The organism is Herbaspirillum sp. YR522 (assembly GCF_000282575.1).
Taxonomy (GTDB): domain Bacteria; phylum Pseudomonadota; class Gammaproteobacteria; order Burkholderiales; family Burkholderiaceae_D; genus Herbaspirillum.
Genome location: NZ_AKJA01000017.1, coordinates 106661 through 127360 on the forward strand (window position 1 = coordinate 106661; position 20700 = coordinate 127360).

Here is a 20700-nt window from a genome sequence, read left to right on the forward strand (position 1 = left end):
TTTTTCCTGGCGACAGCGGATCGGCGAAGCCTTGCCATGCCACGTCCGCCTACCTGTGCGCGGCCGCCACGGGAACCAGCAGGAGGGCACGGGCGATGGTGCCGCTCCTGTCGGCCACGATACCCAGACGCCCCCAGGACTGCTCGCAGGAAAACAGGATGTCGTCCGGCCCGCCTTCCTGATAGGCCGGCGACGCCTGCATCTTGCTCAATTGCCGTGGCATGCGGGACATATCCAGCGCTTCGCCGGCCAGGCCCAGATACAGCTGCTGCAGTTCGCCATCGCGCGCACGGCAATGCATCCGCGCCGTCGGGATCGCGCAATCGCCGATCATGAATGGCCACGCGTGCCGTACCCTGACCTCGGCATCTGGCACGGCCGGCGCATCGTACCAACCGCTACCGACCAGCCCGGCCAGGCACTCTTGACCGGCATCGCCTTGCATGGCTCCACACAAGGCCTGCAGCAGGTAATCCAGCGACGACTCCTGGCGCACACGATGCGGCACGCTGATCGCGGCCACTGGTGGTCGCTCCGCCAGCCGACGCAGTAGATCGGCGCTGCCGGCATGGTGCCGGCGCTGGGCGCCCTGCGCCGTCAGTAAGGCCGGGGTACGCTCGGGTACTGGCTGCGATAAAGGGGGCGAAGGGCTTTTCATGACGTGGACGCCGCCATGGGCGAGGCACTGCCAGCACCTTGCCGCTGCGTACCGATGGCATGCTTGATGCTGAAGACCTGGCCGGTACCGTCCAGGACCATGGCGACCTGGTGCGGCACGCCATCCATCTCGAAGCGGTAGATGGCCTGTTCGGCGGCCGTACCGATCGCCTCCAACTCCGGCTCGCAGTGCATCAGCGCCCTGTCGACAACGTTGGCGAAGACCCTGAAATCCTGTCCGATGCTTTGTTGGTGCAAGGTCGAAGAGGTAACGAACAATTGCGACGGGCGCCGGCCCATCTCACCCTGCGGCCGCGGCGGCAAGGCCTTGATGCGGTAGATGTTTCCGAGGCTGGGCGCTTCCTGGCTGCCGTCGACGCCGGTTACCGTGAGGCCGGCCTGCTCCCGCGCCAGTCGGCCGATCCGGACCGCCTTGGTGTCGTCGCCGTGATACTCCCGATAGAATGCCCGCCAATTGGACTCGTAGGTGACGTGATCGGGCGCACTGGCTGGACTCTGGCGAGCATAGATATCGCCCATGGCGAGCTGTGCGGCCAGGCGCGCGTCGCGGCGTTGCGGCTCGCTGCCAGCCTGCGCAAGCGCGTGTTGCAACCGCTGATAGATTTCCATGGCCTGGGCCGAGAACGAAAACCGTGAAAGAAAGTCCAGATACTCTTCGCGTCCGGCACCCGGCGCCAGGTCTTCCAGCGCTTCGTACTCGCTGAGCAGCGAATTGCCTTCGTTGGCAGCGCTGCTGGCCACATAGGCGTCTTCGCTTCCCATTGCCAGCTCGCCGTCGTAGCGAGCATGCGCCATCTCGTGCACCAGCAGCTTGAACAGGCCTACACCCGATTCCTGGGTGGCGTCGCCCAGCACGATGCGCCGCTGGACCGTGTCGCAATAGATGCCCTGGCCGTAGCTGCCCATGCCGATCTGCCAACCCTGGCTTTGCAGCTTGCGGGCATGTGCCTCCTGCACCGGACAGGCGTGCAGCAGGTGCTCGAACGCCGACAGCATGCGGGCCTCGACCACGATGCCGTCTTCCAGGCGCGCCAACACAGCCAGGGTTTCACCGTTTATCCGGGTGCGATACTGGAAAAAACCGGGATATTCGATGCTGGGCATGATCATGTTGTCCGGCTTGACCACCTTCTCCAGCACGCTGCTGGCCGGCATCCCGAACCTCGCGCCACCAGCCACCAGCGCTTTCCAGTGCTCGCTGTCCATGCGCTCGGCGATGTCGGCGGCGACACCGCCAGTGGTGGCCGCAACAGGTGTCGTCTCGCGCGGCCTGATCTGCAGGCCGTTCACGTAGGCTTTGCCTGGCGCACGGCGCAGCACCGCCGACATCGGTTGATGGCGATAGGTGAACTGGTATTCGGTCTGCGTCACACCTGGAACAGCCGCGTCGGGCGGCAGCTCGGTGGCGCGCCCTGCCAGCGTGGCGGTATGGACCACATCGAGCAGGTACTGGGCATCGATGCCATGCGTGGCGCAAGCCCGGATCGCCTTTTCCTGGTCGAGCGGGTCGCAATGCGCCAGGTCGAACCAGTGCGCTTGGCCTTTGGCATCCTTGACAAAGTGCCCCTGCATGTCCGACCCCGCCTGGACCGACGTGATCTCGCCCGGTCGTTCGCCTAGCGTGAGATACAGTTGTACCGCCTGGTCACGTTCCCGATCGTGGTAGGTCAAGACCAAATGCCTGTCATCCAAACGGTAAGGCCGGCCAGCGGCCAAGGCCTGCTCGATAAAGGCGGCGATCTGCGACTCGGCAATGCCAAGTCGCGCAAACCCGCCCACGCCGCGATGGATCATGCCGGACAATTGCTTGCGCTGCAGCCAGTAGCTGTCACCGGACTGGTCGGTGCCAAAGGCGGCCAGGCTGGACGCCGCGTGGGCCACGCCGGTGCGGTTGAAGCAATGCTCGACACGCGCGATATCGTCCGAGGCCACCTCCGGATGCAGGCCAAACGCTTGGTACTGGCGCTGCATGTCGTCGGCCAGGCGTTCCCGCCGCTGTCCGCCGACACGCATGCCGAGCTGTCCGCTCAAGGCGAATTGCTCATGCACCTGCATGGCCATTTGCGCTGCCGATGGCATGACGCCGCCGTTGGTCGAGCGCAGCATCTGATAGGCCTCGCGCATCGGCCGGTCCACCGTCAGCGGCAAAGACTGTCCGGACACGTCGCGGGCTTGCTCGAGTGCGATGGCATTCAAGGCCCCGGCCGCCTCTTTCTCGAGAAAGCCCAGCGAAAACGCTCGCTCCGAAGCCAATGACAGCGGCGCCTGGTGCAACGCCGCGCCGCAATGCCGGGCCAGTATCGACACGAACATCGCCGGCTGGTGCAGCGCCAGATCGGGATGGAGGGCAATCTGCCGGTGCCCGCGCAGGTCGCTCTCGCGCAGGACCTGTTGGTCGCCAATGGTCCAGCCTTGCGCCTGCAGGTCCCGCAATTGACGGCACAGCTCCGGATGGGCGGCGAGCAGTTGCCGTGCCTGTGCGCCGAAACCGAGCATCGGGTCCGCCGGCGGTGGCGTCGGCTGGCCCCCAAGGCGGGTCCGATGCACCCATTGCCGGCCCATCATGGCGACATTCCGGCGCGGCTTGTCCAGCGTGACATACCTGAGCAGCCTGGAACGCATGGAGCCATCGCTAACCCGCTGCCTGGCGCCACGTTCCCCGGCCTGCTCCCCCGCGATGCTGGCGGATGGCGTCGCTTGCGCCGAAGCGCCCTGCTCCATGCGCCGAACCCCTTGGAATGGGATGAAGTTACGCAAGCCGCCAAATGAAACACCCATCCCTGCTCCCCCGAAAAACGCCGCGCATGCCACATGAATGCCCCCGCACTTTCCAAGTGCGACGGAAATAGGTGCTTCTCGAGAGCGGACGGTTCCACCGGGCACTAACCCGCACCTGTCCCAGGCAAGTTCGCAATTGCGAACCGTAGACCGAATGGCGTTCGATTGACGGGGACGGTGGTCCGCTGCAAAATCGCCGCTGCCGCATGCCGGAAATGCCAGTCGCCAATCTCCGCACAATTCCAACAATCACGAGAACTTCAATGAGAGCCGACCCGAAACTCCTGATTTACTGCGCCCTGGTGCTGCTGCCCCTGACAACGAGCGCCGCCGCAGCCGGCGATGTGCCACCGGTTGCCGCCTTCGCCGGCCTGCCGCAAGTGCAGCAGATCGCCCTCTCGCCAGACGGCCGGTCGCTGGCCTACATCCAGAACGTCGAGGGCGCCAGCTACCTGGTCACCCAGCTCCCCGGCGCAAGCGGGCCCAAGACCATCCTGAAGGCGGACAACCAGAAATACCGCTTCTACCATTTCCAATGGGTCAATGACCGGCGCTTGCTGGCCAGCGTGCTGTACCCGGACTATCGCGGCGGCAGCGAGACCAACGAGACCCGCATGCTCGCCATCGACAGCGACGGCAGCCACTTGCAAGGCAACCTGTTGCAGTCGGCCTATCGCTTCAGCGACTACAAGCATGTCCCGCAGTACCAGCACGGGGTGCTCGGCAGATCGCCGGATGGTCCCGACAGCCTGCTGGTCGCGCTCGATATCGAGCGCGCCACCCTGCCCGACGTCTACAGCCTCGACGTGCGCACCACCAAGCTGCGGCGCGTCGCGGGCAACTTCGGCGACATCCATTCGTGGCAGGCCGATCGGCAGGGCCAGGTCCGCGTCGCCAGCGGCTGGCGCGGCAAGGCCATGAAAGTGCTGGTGCGCGCGCCGGGCCAGACGCAATGGCTGCCACTCAGCACCTACACTGTCGATGACTACGAGCAGGTCAGGCAGAACGCCATCGAGCCGATCGGGTTCGCCGACGATCCGCGCTACCTGTACGCCTATGCCGACCACCAGGGTCGCAGCGCCATCTTCAGGATCGATACCGCCGACCCCGCCCTGGCGCGCACGCTGGTCTACGCCGACCCCAAATTCGATATCCATGGCAGCCTGATCTATTCGAAATGGCTCAAGCAATACGTGGGCGTGCACTATGCCGGCGAATACGGCACACAGGTGTTCTGGAACGAGCAGGCGCGCTCGTTGCAAGACCAGCTTGACCGTGCGTTGCCGGGCAAGACCAGCAGGATCGTCAGCAGCAGCGACGATGGCATGCGACTGCTGGTGTCGGCCTCGCAGATCAACCAGCCCTCCTCCATCTACTGGCTCGACCGCCAGACCGGCAGCATGAGCAAGCTGCTCGACACCCGTCCGGCACTGGCCGGCACCACCATGCCGGCGCCGCGCGCGATCAAGTTCCGCAGTCGCGATGGCACCGAGTTGAACGGCTACTTCACCCCGCCCTGGAACGCCAATGCCGGTCGTGCCCCGCTGGTGGTGCTGCCGCATGGCGGACTGGTGTCGCGCGACGTGGCGAGCTTCGACGCCTATACGCAGTTCCTCGCCAGCCGCGGCTGGGGCGTGTTGCAGGTCAATTTCCGGGGTTCGGCCGGCTACGGCGCCGAATTCGAGCAGGCCGGCTTCAAGCGCTGGGGCCTGGAGATGCAGGACGACATTACCGACGGCGTGCAGTGGACCATCGCACAGGGCCTCGCCGACGCTTCGCGCATCTGTATCGTCGGTGCCAGCTATGGCGGCTGTGCAGCGTTGATGGGCGTGGTCAAGACGCCCGAGCTGTACCGCTGCGCCATCAGCCTCAACGGCGTGACCGACCTGCGCGACATGCTGGCGGCCGAGCAACGCTTCATCAACTACGAGATCGCTGCCGAACGCGTGATCGGTGAATGGTGGAAAGACCGCGAGCGGCTGCGCCAGACCTCACCGGTCAAGCGGGGTGCCGAAATCCGCACCCCGTTGCTGCTGATCCACGGCAAGCAGGACCGGTCGGTGCCGGTGGAGCAGTCGCGCGACATGGCCGAGGCCTTGAAGGATGCCGGCCACCGGCACTACACCTACCTCGAGCTGCCGCTGGCCGACCATGTGCTGTCACGCGAGCAAGACCGCATCGCCACCTTCACTGCCATGGAAGACTTTCTCAAGCGCTACCTGGACGCCATCCCTCAGAACGAACCGAGGTAGAAAAAACCGGCCAGGGCGCCGCCGAACAGCAGCCATAGAGGATGGATTCTGGTCTTGAGCGCGATCACTGCGGTGGCGACCGTGATCACGGCCAGGAATCCATGCGTGATCGACGCCTGTGCGATGAGCAACGCACTGGCCGCCACCAGGCCGGCGGTGACCGGCAGCAGGCCGGCCTGGACATGACGCCGCCAGGGCTTGTCCTTGAAACGTTCCCACACATGCAGCATGACGATGGTGATCAGCGACGACGGGCCGAACTTGGCCAGCGTGGTCACCAGCATGCCCCAGAACCCGGCCACGTGCCAGCCCACCAGCGTGACCACCATCAGGTTGGGGCCGGGTGCGGCCTGGCCCAGGGCGAACAGGGCGCTGAAGTCCTCGGCGCTCATCCACTGGTGGACCTCCACCACCTGGCGCTGCATCTCAGGCAGGATGGTGTTGCCGCCACCGAAGGCCAGCACCGACAGCTGGGTGAAGATGATGGCCAGGGCGATCAGGGTCTGCGTCATTTGCCCACCTTGTCCTTGGCCGAGAAACGCTCGCCGTAGCGCGCGGTCAGCAGCACGCTGATCGGCGTCATCACCAGCATCACCCACACCAGCGGGATGCGCAACAGGGCAATGGCGACAAAGCAGAAGACGGCCAGCCCCGCCAGCACCACGTTGCGCCGCAACGGCAAGGCGATCTTGACCGCCATCTGTATCAGCAGGCCGGCGGCGGCCGCCGCCAATCCCGCAAACAGGTGGCGCACATTGGGGTCGTGCTGGAAATGCTGGTAGATCACGCCCAGCAGCACCACCACCGCCGAGGGTACGGCGATCAATCCGAAAATGGCGGCCAGGGCGCCGCGCACGCCGCGAAACTTCATGCCCAGGGCGACCGACAGGTTGATGATGTTGCCGCCCGGCAGGAACTGGCACAGGCCCAGCAACTGCACGAACTCTTCTTCGCCGAGCCAGCGCCGGCGCTCCACCACCATGCGATGCGCCAGCGGCAGCGCGCCACCGAATGCGGTCATGCCCAGCATCAGGAAACCGGTAAACAATTCCCTGGAGGTGGGTGGATGGAACGTGGCGCCGGTCGCCTGGCGATCGGCGGGAGAGGGTTGCAAGGGTGTCATTCGGGTCTCGTTGCGGTAGTGCGATGGGATGAACGAAGGCTACTCCCGCGTCGATATTTTGTCTAATATATGTCAGATTGCTTACCCATACTTTACCGATATGCCACCTGCCATCGATCTGCGCCTGCTGCGCTACTTCCTCGCCGTGGCCGAAGAGGGCCACCTGACCCGCGCGGCCCAGCGCATCGGCATCCAGCAGCCGCCGTTGTCGCAACAGATCCGCCTGCTCGAAAAGGAGTTGGGCGTGACCCTGTTCAACCGCCTGCCGCGCGGCATGGAGCTGACCGAAAGCGGCACGGCGCTGCTGGCCGATGCCCGTCTCATCCTGGCGCAGGTCGATAGCACCGTGGCCAGCGTACGCCGCATCGCGCAGGGCAAGATGGGGCGCATCGCGGTGGGATTTACCGAGTCGGCCTCGCTGCATCCGTTCGTGCCGTCGGTGATTCGCGCCTTTCGCGCCGCCGCGCCCGACGTCGCCCTGACGGTGGAAGAAACCAATACCAACGAGCTGGTCGAGGCGGTGCGCAAGCGCCAGCTGGACCTGGCCTTCGTGCGCTCGCCGGTGGGCGACGCCTCCGGCATCGTGATGGAAACGGTACTGGAAGAAGACATGGTGGCTGCGCTCCCCAGCGCCCACGCCTTGGCCGGCGGCGCCCGCAGCAAGAGCATCGCCCTGGCGGCATTGGCCGATGAATCCTTCATCATGACGCGCCGTCCCAGCGGGCCGGGGTTATACGACACCCTGATCGCGGCCTGCCGCGCGGCCGGCTTCAGCCCCCGCGTCACGCAGGAGGCGCGCAAGAACCTGTCGACGCTGTCGCTGGTGGCGGCCGGGCTGGGGGTGGCGGTGGTGCCGGCATCGATGATGCACGTCAATGCCGAAGGCGTGCGCTACCTCAGGATCAATGACGCGCCGGGCCTCAAGGCGCCGCTGCACCTGGCCTACCGCGATGGCGAGCACGGCGGCGCGCTGGGCCTGATGATCGATGAAGCCCGCCGACTGAGCGCAAAAAAGCCTCGTCGAAACGAGGCTTGATGGCGGGGCACGGGACGATCAGGTCTTGGGCAAGGTCACGCCATGCTGGCCCTGGTATTTGCCGCCGCGGTCCTTGTACGACACTTCACATACCTCGTCGCTCTCGAAGAACAGCACCTGGGCGCAACCCTCGCCGGCGTAGATCTTGGCCGGCAGCGGCGTGGTGTTGGAGAATTCGAGCGTCACGTAGCCTTCCCATTCGGGTTCGAACGGCGTGACGTTGACGATGATGCCGCAGCGCGCATAGGTCGACTTGCCCAGGCAGATGGTCAGCACGCTGCGCGGAATGCGGAAGTACTCTACCGTGCGTGCCAGTGCAAACGAGTTGGGCGGGATGATGCAGACATCGCCCTGGAAGTCGACGAACGACTTCTCGTCGAAGTTCTTGGGGTCGACGATGGTCGAATTGATGTTGGTGAAGATCTTGAATTCGTTGGCGCAACGAATATCGTAGCCGTACGACGAGGTGCCGTAGGACACGATCTTGCTGCCCTCGGCGGTGGCGCGGACCTGGCCCGGCTCGTACGGCTCGATCATGGCGTGTTCCTGGGCCATGCGGCGAATCCACTTGTCTGACTTGATGGACATGATATTTCGACAATTTCAAAAGATGCGCAATTTTACGCCAAAACGGCGCCGCCAAACCCGGTTTGACGTGCCATGCGGCCATTTGCCGGCCGCAGCGCCCGTATCGATGGGCAATCTGCAGCAAGACGGCGCGCCTAGCGCTGCATGCTCTCCCATACCTTCTGCAGCCGCTTGACCGATACCGGCATGGGCGTGCGCAATTCCTGGGCATACAGCGACACCCGCAGCTCCTCCAGCAGCCAGCGGAATTCGGTCATCCTGGCGTCGGCGCGCCCTGCCCGCTCCTTCAGGCCACGCTGGTACGGCAAGGCCACCTGGTTCCATTCGGCCAGCAGCCGGGTGTCGCGCGCGGGATCGGCACGCAACTTGTCGAGCCGCACGTTGATCGCCTTGAGGTAGCGCGGATAGTGACTGAGGTTGGCGTAGTCGGTCTCGGCCACGAAGCGCTTGCCCACCAGTTGCGCCAGCTGTGCCTGCATGTCGGCCGCAGCCGCCGCATGCGCCTTGATGCCCTGCAGCTTCTTGGGCAGGGAATGATATTCGGCCAGCACCTGGGCGCACAGCCGCGCGATCTCGTTGACCAGCAGGCCCAGGCGCGCCTTGCCCTCGTCGCGGCGCTGGTTGAATTCACCCGAGTTGCGCGGCAGCGGGTCTTGCAGGAAGGCGCGTTCCAGGCCGGCATTGAGAATCTGTTCGCGCAGCTCTTCCTGCGAACCGAGCCCCATGAATTGCATGCCCATCTGTTGCAGGCCGGGGATATTCTTCTCGAGATATTTCAGTTGCTCTTTCATCTGCAACGCAAACAGCCGCCGCAAACCGGCAATGTGAAACCGCGCCGCCTCGGCCGGATCGTCGAACACCTCGAGGTCGCAATGGGTCTTGCGATCCACCAGCGCCGGAAAGCCGATCAGGGTCTGCGCCTGCTTGCCCGTGCCACGGGTGATTTCGAGCAGCTCCGGCAGTTCGCCGAAGCTCCAGGTGGCCAGGTTGGCGTACTGGCTGGCGGGCGCAGGCGCTGCGCCCGGCGTGGCCTTGGCGGTGGCCGCCGGCGCTGCCGCCGGGGAGGCCTGGCCAGGCGCCCGGGGGACATCGTCGCGCGGCGCGATGGCCACCTGCTCGGCCAGCTTCTGGAACTGCTGGCGTGCCTGGCCGCCGAACTCGGCCTGCAACGCCGCCAGGTTTCGCCCCATCTCCAGTTGTCGCCCATGCTCGTCGATGATCTTGAAGTTCATCGCATGGTGCGCCGGCAGGGTTTCCTGCTTGAAGTCGCTGGCCTTGACCAGGATCGTGATCTGGTCGCGGATGTCGGCGATGATGGCGTCGACCAGGTTGCCGCGTCCGAATATCTTGCGCTCGTCCATGCGCTCGCAAAAACCTGCCGCATAGTCCGGCAAGGGTACGCAATGGCGGCGCAGCTTCTGCGGCAGCGACTTCAGCAGCAGATGCACTTTTTCCTTCAGCATGCCCGGCACCAGCCATTCGCAGCGATCCGCCGAGACCTGGTTGAGCGCGTACAGCGGTACGCTGAGGGTAACGCCGTCACGTGGCGCACCCGGCTCGAAATGATAGGACAGGGCCATCGCGATACCGGCCACGTTCATGGTCTTGGGGAACAGCTCCGTGGTCACGCCGGCAGCCTCGTGCCGCATCAGGTCGTCACGATTGAGATACAGCAGCTTGGGGTCGGTCGCGGCAGCCTGCTTGTACCACTGCTCGAAATCGACGCCGTTGCAGATGCCGGCCGGCACCAGCTTGTCATAGAAGGCGATGATCAGCTCGTCGTCCACCAGCACGTCGAGGCGGCGTGACTTGTGTTCGAGATTCTCGATCTCGCGCACCAGCTTCTGGTTGTGCGCGAAGAATGGCGCCCGGGTCTCGAAGTCGCCGCCGGCGAGGGCTTCGCGAATGAAGATGTCGCGCGCTTCGCCCGGGTTGATCTTGCCGTACTGGATGCGCCGCTGGCTGTACACCACCAGCCCATAGAGGGTGGCGCGCTCGGATGCGCTGACCTGGGCGGTACGCTTTTCCCAGCGTGGCTCGCCCCATGATTTCTTGAGCAGGTGGGCGCCCACTTTTTCCAGCCATTCGGGCTGGATATTGGCCACGCAGCGCGCATACAGGCGCGCCGTATCGACCAGCTCGGCGGCCATTACCCAGCGCCCCGGTTTCTTGGTGAGGTGGGCGCCCGGCCAGATGTTGAAGCGGATACCGCGCGCGCCAAGGTATTGGGCCTCATCCTCGGCCTTGAAGCCGACGTTGCCCAACAGGCCGGTCAACAACGCCAGGTGCAACTGGTCATAGGTGGCGGGCGCCTCGTTGAGCCGCCAGCCCTGCTCCTTGACGATGGTCAGCAGCTGCGAGTGCACGTCGCGCCATTCGCGCAACCGCAGCTGTGACAGGAAGTTCTCGCGGCAGTGATCCTGCAACTGGCGGTTCGACTTCTTGTGCGCGATGGCGTCTTCGAACCACTTCCATATCTTGAGGTAACTGCTGAATTCGGATTTTTCGTCGGCGAACTTCTTGTGCGCCTGGTCGGCGGCATTCTGCACATCCATCGGCCGGTCGCGCGGATCCTGTACCGACAATGCCGCTGCGATGATCAATAGTTCGGTCAGGCAGGCGTTGTCGCGTCCGGCCAGGATCATGCGGGCCACGCGCGGATCCAGCGGCAGGCGCGCCAGTTGCTTGCCCAGCGGCGTGAGGCGGTTGACGCCCTCGTGCTCCTCGACCGCGCCCAGTTCCTGCAGCAGCTGGTAGCCATCGGCGATGGCCCGCCCCGGCGGCGGCTCGATGAACGGGAAGCTCTCGACATCGGTCAGGTGCAGCGACTTCATGCGCAGGATCACCGCCGCCAGCGACGAGCGCAGGATCTCGGGGTCGGTGAACTTGGGCCGCTGCAGGAAATCCTGCTCGTCGTAGAGACGGATGCATACCCCCGCGGCCACCCGCCCGCAACGCCCGGCGCGCTGGTTGGCGGCCGACTGGGCCACCGCTTCGATCTGCAACTGCTCGACCTTGTTGCGGTAGCTGTAGCGCTTGACCCGCGCCAGGCCGGCATCGACCACGTAGCGGATACCGGGCACCGTCAACGAGGTCTCGGCGACGTTGGTCGAGAGCACGATGCGGCGCGCATTGCTGGTCTTGAACACGCGTTCCTGGTCGGCCGCCGACAGGCGCGCAAACAGCGGCAGGATCTCGACATGCGGCGGATGATGCTTGCGCAGCGCCTCGGCGGCGTCGCGAATCTCGCGCTCGCCCGGCAAGAACACCAGCACGTCGCCGGAGCCGATGCGGGCCAGTTCGTCGACGGCATCGACCACCGCATCCATCAGGTCGCGCTGTTCGCGGTCCTTCTGGGCCTGCGCGGCACGACCTTCGGCGCGGGCGCGGGCGCTGGCCACCTCGGGCGCGAGGCCGCTGCGGTCGGCATTGTCGATGGGTCGATAGCGGATCTCGACCGGGTACATCCGCCCCGAGACTTCGATCACCGGGGCCGGCACCAGCTCGCCCTTGACCTCGCGCCCGAAATGGCGCGCAAAACGGTCGGCGTCGATGGTGGCCGAGGTGATGATCAGCTTCAGGTCGGGACGTCGCGGCAGCAGCTGCTTGAGGTAGCCCAGCAAGAAATCGATATTGAGGCTGCGTTCATGCGCCTCGTCGATGATGATGGTGTCGTACTGGCGCAGCAACGGGTCGGTCTGGGTCTCGGCCAGCAGGATACCGTCGGTCATCAACTTGATCCATGCGCCACGGGACAGGGTATCGTTGAAGCGCACCTTGTAACCCACCAGTTCCCCCGGCGGCGAGCCCAGTTCCTGCGCGATGCGCTTGGCAGTCGACGACGCCGCAATGCGGCGCGGCTGGGTGTGGCCGATCAGCCCCTTGGCGCCGCGCCCCAGCTCCAGGCAGATCTTGGGCAGCTGGGTGGTCTTGCCGGAGCCGGTCTCGCCACTGACGATGATGACCTGGTGCTTGCGCAGCGCCTCGGCGATTTCGTGACGACGGCCGGAGACCGGCAATTCTTCGGGAAACGTGACCGGCGGCAGCGGATTTCGCAGCGCCGGTGCGGGTTCGGAGGCGGGCCTGGACTTGCCGGGGGCGGACGGGGATGGATTGTTGGACACTGACATGAGGCCGTCATTATACCTGCGACGGCTTCCACCAGTGGGGCTGCAGGCGCGTACCGGCGCGCCTCAGAAGGCGTAGCGCATGCTCACTTGCAGGCTGCGCGGCGGCGCGCTGTGGCGCCGCTGGTCGGGACCGACCGCCGTTTCCACTTCGCCGATGTCGGACCAGCGCTCGTAGGTCGCGTTGAACAGGTTCTCGATGTTCATGCTCAGCGTCATGCCAGCCATCGGGTTGACATGCGCGCCCAAGCCCACCACCGTGAACGGATCGGTCGTCAGGCGCTGGTTGCCGGTCGACGGCGCGTTTACCCGACCGCGGGTCTTGCCCCAGGAATGCTCGACGTTGACATAGGCGCCCCAGCGCTGCTGGCGATACCGGGCGCCGCCGATGATGCGCATCGGCTGCACCGAGTTGAGTGGCCGCCAGGTTCCATTGCCCATGGTCACGGAGCCATTCTGGGCCGCCCCCACGGCCTCTGGCACCAGCAGATCGCCACGCGTGACGGCCCAAGCCGCATTGAGCCGCCAGGCCGGCGCCACCTGCCACTCGGCACGCGCTTCAAGGCCCCGCACATGTGCCTTGGCGTAGTTGACGTTCTGCATCTGGTTGATGCCGTCGACATAGCCGCGGCCCTGCAATCCGATGAAATCGGTGTAGCGGCTGTCGAAGCCGGCCAGCGCATAGGCAAACCCGCCCAGCTTGCCCCGCACCCCCAGTTCCTTGCCGGCGACGCGCTCCGGCCGCAGGCCGGGGTTGCCGATCAATTGGTAGCGCAATGTCGCGTTCTTGAAATTGGCATTGACCTGGCTCGGCTCGGGGGCACGGAACCCTTGGGCATAGCTGAAGTAAGGCACGAAGGCCGGGGTGACTTCCCACAGGACGCCCAGCCGCGGGGTCCAGGCCGACGCGGCCAGGCTGGACAGCTTGCCGCCATTGGCCTGGAAGTCGGCCTGGTCCGCCGCCGACAGCGAGCCCGCGTCGGGCGCGATGCGATAGCGGTCATGGCGCACTCCGGCGCTGATGCGCAAGCCGCCGATCACCATTTCGTCCTGCAGGAACAAGCTGCCCAGCGTATAGCTGCTGTCAGGCGTCGGGCGGTAGGGAAACGGCTTGAGGAAAGCCGGCACCGTACCGTCGACGACCGCCGAGGCTTGCAGGCGACTGGCTTCGACGCCGTAGCCCAGCCGATGCTCGACCATGCCGGTGCGCACCAGGCCTTGGGCCGCCACTGCCAGCCCGGTGGTGTTTTCGAGGTACTTGTTGTCGCGCGTGCGGCGGGCCAGCCCGGCGCCGTCCGGACCGGTACCCTGGAAGGCCCCGAAAAACTTGAACATGAGGCCCTCGAACATGTTGGTCGGCCCGAACACCTCTTCGCTGGTGAACTGCCGGACACTGGCTTGTTGCCGGTACAGGTGGGTATGTGCGCGGGTCAGCCAGCCTTCGCTTGCGCCGTCGTAGAAATGCTCCAGCGACCTGCGCTGGCGGCGGATCGTATCGTGGGCCAGCAGCGCCTTGGGCGCACGAAAGTTGGCCCAGGGCGACACCGCGTTGAGCACATCGGTGTCGAGCTGGTTGTTGAATTGATCGAACGTGGCCAGCACCCGATGCGCTGGATCGATGCGCAAGCCCAGGCGGGCCAGCGTGTAGCGGCTGTCGACATTCATCGGATTGGGCGCGGTACGCCGCATATCGGGTTGGCGGCCGTTTTCCTGCGACCAGGTCTCGTGGCCGCTGCGCCGGCTGTGCATGAACATGCCCTGCCAGCGCCCCTGGTCGAAGCCGATCCCGGCCGAGTGGTTGAACGAGTTTTCCTGCTGCGCATAACCGCTGTGCACAAAGCCACCCACCGTGCGGCCGGCCTTGACCAGGTCGCCCACCTGCAGTGCGCTGGCGCTGACCACGCCGGCGATGCTGTCGGCGCCGTACTGGATCGAGTTGGGTCCGCGCAGGATCTCGATCTTGCCGAAGCTGTCGACGTCCCAATAGTCGCCGCGGCCGGTCTGGAATGCGGGCCCGAAGCTGAACCCGTTGGGCAGGCGGATGCCATCCTGCACGATCAGCACCCGATTGCCCTCGATGCCCCGGATATTGATCGCCTCGTTGCGGGCCCGGCCGACGCTGGATCGGGTGGCCGTGAACTCCGACGGCCGGGTGCGCACCACCACGTCGGGCTCGTCGGCCAGCACATCCTTGATGCTGCGCGCGCCGCGTTCGAGGATTTCCTGGCGGGTGATCACGCTCATCGAGGCGGGAATGTCGTCCTTCCATTTCTGGACCGGCTCGTTGTCGGGAAGCGGTTCTTCGTCGCCGGTTTTGTCTTCCTGTACCAGGATATGGGGCAGCGGTGGCTCGCTACGGGCGGCGACTGCGCCATGGGTGCAGATCAGCATGGTGGCCAGCGCCACAGGTGTCAGTTTCAGCATTGCGTGGTCTTCTCGGAGTGGATGAGTGCGGGCTGACGCGTGGCTGGCTGGACACGATGAAAAAATGAGTACGTAAGGCATCGACAGGCCCAAATACCCATCAGATATGGCTAATTGAAGTACTTGGTATGCGACAGGGATGGCAGCGATGTCGCCTAAAGCAGAAGTATTGATGAGAACGATTCTCAGGTATGCAGAAGAAAAACGATTAATTCGGGTTTTGCAATCGCGTCACGATGTCGACGCGCCGCCCCGGAACGCGCCAGGTCGGCCGGCGCGGCGCTGAAATCGCTGCGGACTCGCTCTATAATGCGCGTCATGGAAAATCAGACCCAATTCGTCCACTGGCTGCGCTCGGTCGCGCCGTATGTCCACGCCTTTCGCGGCAAGACCTTCGTGGTCGCCTTCCCCGGGGAGCTGGTCACCGCCGGCGACCTGCAGGTGCTGGCGCAGGATCTGTCGCTGTTGCACGCCCTGGGCATTCGCATCGTGGTGGTGCACGGTTCACGTCCGCAGGTGGCCGAACAACTGGCGCTGCGCAATGTCGAGGCGCGCTTCCACAATGGCCTGCGCGTCACCGACAGCGCGGCCCTGGAGTGCGCCAAGGAAGCCTCGGGCGAGTTGCGCCTGGATATCGAGGCCGCCTTTAGCCAGGGCCTGCCCAATACCCCGATGGCGCATGCCGCCATCCGCGTCATCTCGGGCAATTTCGTCACGGCCCGGCCGATGGGCGTATTCGATGGGGTCGACCTGCAACTCACCGGTGTGGTGCGCAAGATCGCCGCCGATGTGATCCAGCCGATCATGAACGCCGGCGGCATCGTGCTGCTGTCGCCGCTGGGTTTCTCGCCCACCGGCGAAGCCTTCAACCTGACCATGGAAGACGTGGCCGTGTCGGCGGCCATTGCCCTGCGCGCCGAAAAGCTGATCTTCCTGTCGGAAACGCCGCTGATGAAGGACGCCGGCGGCAGCGATATCCGCGAACTGTCGTCGCACCAGGCCGAAGCAGTGCTGTCGGCCGGTTTCCTGCCGGCCGACGCGGCGTTCTACCTGGCCAGCGTGGTCAAGGCCTGTAACGCCGGCGTGTCGCGCGCCCACATCGTGCCCTTTGCCACCGACGGCTCGGCCCTGCTGGAGCTGTTTACCCACGATGGCGTGGGCACCATGGTCACCTACGAAAACCTGGAAAGCCTGCGCCAGGCCACCATCGAGGACGTGGGCGGCATCCTCAAGCTGATCGAGCCGCTCGAGGCCGATGGCACGCTGGTCAAGCGCGGCCGCGAGCTGATCGAGCGCGAGATCCATTATTTCTCGGTCATCGAGCACGACAACGTGATCTTCGGCTGCGCTGCGCTGTACCCTTTCCCGCAGGAAAAAATGGGCGAGATGGCTTGCCTGACCGTCAACCCCGAAGTCCAGGGCCAGGGCGATGGCGACCGTATCCTCAAGCACATCGAGACGCGCGCGCGCGAAGCGGGGCTGACCAGGCTGTTCGTGCTCACTACCCGCACGTCGCACTGGTTCCTGCGCCGCGGCTTTACCTTGGCCAGCGTCAACGACCTGCCGCAAGACCGCCAGAAGATCTACAACTGGCAGCGCAAGTCGCAGATCCTGATCAAGAATTTGTACTAGGACGCACCGATCAACCCATCTGTCAGGACGTGAGCCGGCTCAACCGCTGACACGCGCAGCAATTGCAGCCACGTCCGGCGCTTATCACCGCTATTTGAACAAGGAATCGACATGGCACGCACCGTCCACTGCATCAAACTGAACAAGGAAGCCGAGGGACTCGACTTCCCACCGTACCCGGGCGAACTGGGCAAGCGCATCTATGAGAGCGTGTCCAAGGAAGCCTGGGCCGCCTGGCTCAAGCACCAGACCATGCTGGTCAACGAAAACCGCCTGATGCTGGCCGACGCCCGCGCCCGCAAGTACCTGGCGGCGCAGATGGAAAAGCATTTCTTCGGCGAAGGCGCCGACGCCGCCCAAGGCTACGTGCCACCGCCGGCCGACTGAATTCGACCGGCTGTCGATAAGCGCCGCCACAGCTTGCCTGTGGCGGCGTTTTTTTGCGCCCCTGCACTACAATGGATGCTCCACCGTCGTCCTCAGCAGGAGATACCGTTGTCCTTCACCGTTCCGCGCTCGTCCATCCTTGCCGCCGCACTATGCGCCGCGCTATCCCTGTCCAGCCTGGCCGCCCTTGCTGCCAGCGCCGCCGACGCCAGCACCACCCGAACGGCAGCGCCCAAGGCCCCACGCAACGCCGCCCCCGGCACACTGCCGGCTGGCGTGACCCAGGGGCCATCGGCTGAAGGCATCACCGAATACCGGTTTGCCAACGGCTTGAAGCTGCTGATGTTCCCGGACGACTCCAAGCCCACCGTCACGGTCAACATCACCTACCTGGTCGGATCGCGCCACGAGAACTACGGCGAGACCGGCATGGCGCACCTGCTGGAACACCTGATGTTCAAGGGCACCCCCAGCTATGCGGCCATCCCGCAGGAGTTCAGCAAGCGCGGCATGAACTTCAACGGCACCACCTGGCTCGACCGCACCAACTACTACGAGACCTTCCAGGCCGGCGAGGACAACCTGCGTTGGGCCATCGCCATGGAAGCCGACCGGATGATCAATTCGAACATCGCCCGCAAGGACCTCGATACCGAGATGACGGTGGTGCGCAACGAATTCGAAAGCGGCGAGACCTCGCCCAACAGCGTCATGCTCAAGCGCATGCAGAGCATCGCCTACGACTGGCACAGCTACGGGCGTGCCACCATCGGCAATCGCAGCGACATCGAGAACGTCGGCATCGACAACCTGCGGGCCTTCTATCGCACCTACTACCAACCCGACAATGCGGTCTTGCTGGTCGCCGGCAAGTTCGAGCCGGCGCAGGTGCTGCAATGGGTCAACCAGAGCTTCGGCCGCATCGCCAGGCCCAAGCGCAGCCTGCCCCAGTTCTGGACGGTGGAGCCCACGCAGGACGGCGAGCGCCAGTTCGTGATCCGTCGCAAGGGCGATATCCAGCTGGTGGCGGTGGCCTATAAGATGCCGTCCAGCCTGCATTCCGACACCAATGCGCTGGCGTTCGCCGGCGCCATCCTGGCCGACACCCCCAATGGCCGCCTGCACAAGTCCCTGGTCGAGAGCGGCCGCGCCAGCGGCGTGTATCACATGCAGCTCAACGGCTTGGCGCCGGGGTTGCAGATCATCGCCGCGGTGGTCAAGCCGGGGGTGGATATCAACCCCGTCAAGGATGAGTTGATCGCCGCCATCGAATCGTTTTCCACCAGCCCGCCGACCGATGCCGAGATGGACCGCCTGCGGCGCGAGAGCGCCAACGTATTCGAGCAGATGCAGAACAACCCGCAGCAGATGGCCGTGACCCTGTCGAGCGCCATCGCCCTGGGCGACTGGCGCCTGCTGATGCTCGATCGCGACGCCGAGCAGCAGGTCACCAGCGCCCAGGTAGCGGCGGCGGCGGCCAAGTACCTGCGCCGCGACAACCGCACCGTCGGCCTCTACCTGCCCGAGGAAAACCTGCAACGCACCGAGGTCCCGGGCGCGCCCACGGTCGATTCGCTGCTGCAGCAGTACAAGCCCCGCGCAGCCGTGGCCGCTGGCGAAGCATTCGAACCGGCACCGGGCAACATCGAGCAGCGCACCACCCTGGTGGCGCCCGGTCAAGCCCCGCACACGGCGCTGAAACTGGCCTTGCTGCCCAAGAAATCGCGGGGTGCCACGGTGGCGGTACGACTGAACCTGGAGTTCGGCGACCAGCAGACCCTGTTTGGACAGAAGACGGTGGCCCAGATGACGGCCACCATGCTCATGCGCGGCACCGCCCGACTCGACCGCCGCCAGCTGGCCGACGAATTCACGCGGCTGAAGATCAGCGGCGGCATCTATGGCTTCCAGACCACGCGCGACAACCTGATCCCGGCCATCCAGCTGGTGTCGGAGGTATTGCGCCATCCGCGCCTGGATGCCGCAGAGTTCGAGCAACTCAAGAGTGAGACCCTGGTCGGCCTGGAGGCATCGCGCAACGAACCCGAATCGCGGGCATCCGAAGCGCTGGCCTTGCATTTCAATCGCTATCCGGCCGGCGACTGGCGGGCCGCGCAGACGCTCGACGAGCGCATCGCCGCCACGCGTGCGGTCACGCTGGACCAGGTCAGGGATTTCCATCGCCGCTTCTACGGCGCTTCCAACGGCGAACTGGCGGTAGTGGGCGACTTCGACCCGGTGGCCACCCGCCAGGCCATCGATGACGCCTTCGGCGGCTGGAACAGCGACGCGCCCTATGCCCGCGTGCTGCCGGCCTGGGCCGATATCGCCGCCACGCGCGAACTGGTCGACACGCCCGACAAGGAAAACGGCGTCTACTACGCGCGCCAGAACGTCAGGCTGCTCGACAGCGACCCCGACTATCCGGCGTTGGCGGTGGCCAATTACCTGCTGGGCGGCGCCAGCCTGAAGTCACGCCTAGCCGATCGCGTACGCCAGCAGGACGGCCTGTCTTATGGCATCGCCTCGGGCCTGAACATCGGCGCCATCAGCGACGCCGGCAGTTTCGTGGTGCGCGCCATCGCCGCGCCGCAGAACCTGGACCGGGTCGACGCCGCCGTGCGCGAGGAAATCACGCGCCTGCTCAAGGATGGTTTCACCCAGGACGAGCTGCTGCGCGCCAAGTCCGGCATCCTGCAGCAGCGTAACCAGCAGCGCGCGCAGGACAGCGGCATGGCCAATGGTTGGACGTCGCTGCTCAACCTGGGACGCACCTACACCTGGCAGCAACAGCTGGACCTGAAGATCGCCGACCTGACGCTGGCACAGGTCAACGCGGCAGCGCGCAAGTACTTCGATCCGGCCCGGATGAGCGTGGTAATCGCGCGCGACGGCAACAAGGCCAAGCAAAAATAAGGCGTGTCGGCATCAAAAAAGGCGGTATCCGGTTTCCCGGATACCGCCTTTTTATCGTGCATCGTGCATCGTGCGTAGCGGTCGGCCTCAGAAAGCCAGCTTGCGCACGCCTTCTGCCGTACCCAGCAGGCACACGGTGGCACCCTGGCGGGCGAACAGACCGTTGGTGATCACCCCCACGATATTGTTGATCTGGTCCTCGATGGCGGCCGGATCGGTGATGGCCAGGCCCACCACATCGATGATGTAGCCACCGTTGTCGGTGACCACCGGTTGGCCGTCCTTGACGCGCAGCCGCGGCTCGCCACCGAGCGCGGCCAACTTGCGCGCCACCACCGAATGCGACATCGGAATCACTTCCACCGGCAACGGGAACTTGCCCAGCACCTCGACCAGCTTGGACCCATCGGCGATACAGACGAACTTCTGCGCCACCGACGCCACGATCTTCTCGCGCGTCAATGCCGCGCCGCCGCCCTTGATCATGGCGCCGGCGCCATTGATCTCGTCGGCGCCATCGATATAGACCGGCATGGTCTCGACGTCGTTGAGGTCGAACACGGTGATGCCATGCGAGCGCAGGCGCTCGGCCGTGGCTTCGGAGGACGCCACGGCGCCCTTGATGCGATCCTTGATCCTGCCCAGTTCATCGATGAAGAAATTGGCGGTGGAGCCGGTGCCCACGCCGATGATCTGGCCATCGACCACGTATTCGATGGCGGCCCTGGCGACCGCCTGCTTGAGTTCGTCTTGCGTCAT

General features: G+C 65.1%; 13 protein-coding genes. 5 read left to right on the forward strand and 8 right to left on the reverse strand.

What is annotated here, in order from left to right; all coding sequences use genetic code 11:
* Positions 1-49: 49 nt before the first annotated feature.
* Positions 50-658, reverse strand: coding sequence for a hypothetical protein (locus tag PMI40_RS03750; protein WP_008112255.1), 609 nt, complete (start codon positions 656-658; stop codon positions 50-52).
* Positions 655-3300: a hypothetical protein gene (locus PMI40_RS03755; RefSeq protein WP_157221434.1), complete on the reverse strand. Its 2646-nt coding sequence runs from the start codon at positions 3298-3300 to the stop codon at positions 655-657. Before PMI40_RS03755 ends, PMI40_RS03750 begins: the two co-directional genes overlap by 4 nt.
* 419 nt (positions 3301-3719) lie before the next feature.
* Between PMI40_RS03755 and PMI40_RS03760 the strand changes: the two genes are divergently transcribed.
* Positions 3720-5708 (forward strand): S9 family peptidase, encoded by a 1989-nt coding sequence (locus tag PMI40_RS03760; protein WP_008112257.1) that lies wholly within the window; start codon positions 3720-3722, stop codon positions 5706-5708.
* On the opposite strand, the gene PMI40_RS03765 is transcribed toward PMI40_RS03760, so the two are convergent.
* A complete protein-coding gene (locus PMI40_RS03765; protein WP_008112258.1) occupies positions 5690-6220 on the reverse strand; it encodes a chromate transporter in 531 nt (176 codons plus the stop codon). The genes PMI40_RS03760 and PMI40_RS03765 overlap by 19 nt on opposite strands.
* The gene (locus PMI40_RS03770) at positions 6217-6831 is read right to left on the reverse strand and encodes a chromate transporter (protein ID WP_008112259.1); all 615 of its coding nucleotides are present in this window, start codon (positions 6829-6831) and stop codon (positions 6217-6219) included. Before PMI40_RS03770 ends, PMI40_RS03765 begins: the two co-directional genes overlap by 4 nt.
* 100 nt (positions 6832-6931) lie before the next feature.
* Between PMI40_RS03770 and PMI40_RS03775 the strand changes: the two genes are divergently transcribed.
* Complete coding sequence (locus PMI40_RS03775) at positions 6932-7867, forward strand: LysR family transcriptional regulator (protein WP_040501621.1); 936 nt, start codon at positions 6932-6934, stop codon at positions 7865-7867.
* Positions 7868-7885: 18 nt separating this feature from the next.
* Here the strand turns inward: PMI40_RS03775 and dcd are convergent, their stop codons facing one another.
* The 3 genes from dcd to PMI40_RS03790 all read right to left on the reverse strand — a co-directional run bounded on the left by dcd (position 7886) and on the right by PMI40_RS03790 (position 15006).
* Positions 7886-8455, reverse strand: a complete 570-nt coding sequence (dcd, locus tag PMI40_RS03780) for a dCTP deaminase (protein ID WP_008112261.1) — start codon at positions 8453-8455, stop codon at positions 7886-7888.
* Between the two features lie 134 nt (positions 8456-8589).
* On the reverse strand, positions 8590-12585 hold the full coding sequence (gene hrpA, locus PMI40_RS03785) for an ATP-dependent RNA helicase HrpA (RefSeq protein ID WP_008112263.1): 3996 nt from the start codon (positions 12583-12585) through the stop codon (positions 8590-8592).
* Between the two features lie 63 nt (positions 12586-12648).
* Positions 12649-15006, reverse strand: a complete 2358-nt coding sequence (locus tag PMI40_RS03790; protein ID WP_008112264.1) for a TonB-dependent hemoglobin/transferrin/lactoferrin family receptor — start codon at positions 15004-15006, stop codon at positions 12649-12651.
* Between the two features lie 318 nt (positions 15007-15324).
* Here PMI40_RS03790 and argA point away from each other — a divergent pair, with 318 nt between their 5' ends.
* From argA to PMI40_RS03805, 3 genes are all read left to right on the forward strand, one after another.
* Positions 15325-16638 (forward strand): amino-acid N-acetyltransferase, encoded by a 1314-nt coding sequence (gene argA, locus PMI40_RS03795; RefSeq protein WP_040501641.1) that lies wholly within the window; start codon positions 15325-15327, stop codon positions 16636-16638.
* 111 nt (positions 16639-16749) lie between these two features.
* Positions 16750-17025, forward strand: a complete 276-nt coding sequence (locus PMI40_RS03800; RefSeq protein WP_008112268.1) for an oxidative damage protection protein — start codon at positions 16750-16752, stop codon at positions 17023-17025.
* A 108-nt stretch (positions 17026-17133) separates the two neighbouring features.
* Complete coding sequence (locus PMI40_RS03805) at positions 17134-19941, forward strand: pitrilysin family protein (protein ID WP_008112271.1); 2808 nt, start codon at positions 17134-17136, stop codon at positions 19939-19941.
* Positions 19942-20028: 87 nt separating this feature from the next.
* Here the strand turns inward: PMI40_RS03805 and rpiA are convergent, their stop codons facing one another.
* Complete coding sequence (rpiA, locus tag PMI40_RS03810; protein ID WP_008112273.1) at positions 20029-20700, reverse strand: ribose-5-phosphate isomerase RpiA; 672 nt, start codon at positions 20698-20700, stop codon at positions 20029-20031.

Excerpts from the sequence above, each read along its gene's own strand:
- PMI40_RS03750 (WP_008112255.1), bottom strand. The coding sequence starts at position 658 with ATGAAAAGCCCTTCGCCCCCTTTATCGCAGCCAGTACCCGAGCGTACC.
- PMI40_RS03755 (WP_157221434.1), bottom strand. The coding sequence starts at position 3,300 with ATGCGTTCCAGGCTGCTCAGGTATGTCACGCTGGACAAGCCGCGCCGG.
- PMI40_RS03760 (WP_008112257.1), top strand. The coding sequence starts at position 3,720 with ATGAGAGCCGACCCGAAACTCCTGATTTACTGCGCCCTGGTGCTGCTG.
- PMI40_RS03765 (WP_008112258.1), bottom strand. The coding sequence starts at position 6,220 with ATGACGCAGACCCTGATCGCCCTGGCCATCATCTTCACCCAGCTGTCG.
- PMI40_RS03770 (WP_008112259.1), bottom strand. The coding sequence starts at position 6,831 with ATGACACCCTTGCAACCCTCTCCCGCCGATCGCCAGGCGACCGGCGCC.
- PMI40_RS03775 (WP_040501621.1), top strand. The coding sequence starts at position 6,932 with ATGCCACCTGCCATCGATCTGCGCCTGCTGCGCTACTTCCTCGCCGTG.
- dcd (WP_008112261.1), bottom strand. The coding sequence starts at position 8,455 with ATGTCCATCAAGTCAGACAAGTGGATTCGCCGCATGGCCCAGGAACAC.
- hrpA (WP_008112263.1), bottom strand. The coding sequence starts at position 12,585 with ATGTCAGTGTCCAACAATCCATCCCCGTCCGCCCCCGGCAAGTCCAGG.
- PMI40_RS03790 (WP_008112264.1), bottom strand. The coding sequence starts at position 15,006 with ATGCTGAAACTGACACCTGTGGCGCTGGCCACCATGCTGATCTGCACC.
- argA (WP_040501641.1), top strand. The coding sequence starts at position 15,325 with ATGGAAAATCAGACCCAATTCGTCCACTGGCTGCGCTCGGTCGCGCCG.
- PMI40_RS03800 (WP_008112268.1), top strand. The coding sequence starts at position 16,750 with ATGGCACGCACCGTCCACTGCATCAAACTGAACAAGGAAGCCGAGGGA.
- rpiA (WP_008112273.1), bottom strand. The coding sequence starts at position 20,700 with ATGACGCAAGACGAACTCAAGCAGGCGGTCGCCAGGGCCGCCATCGAA.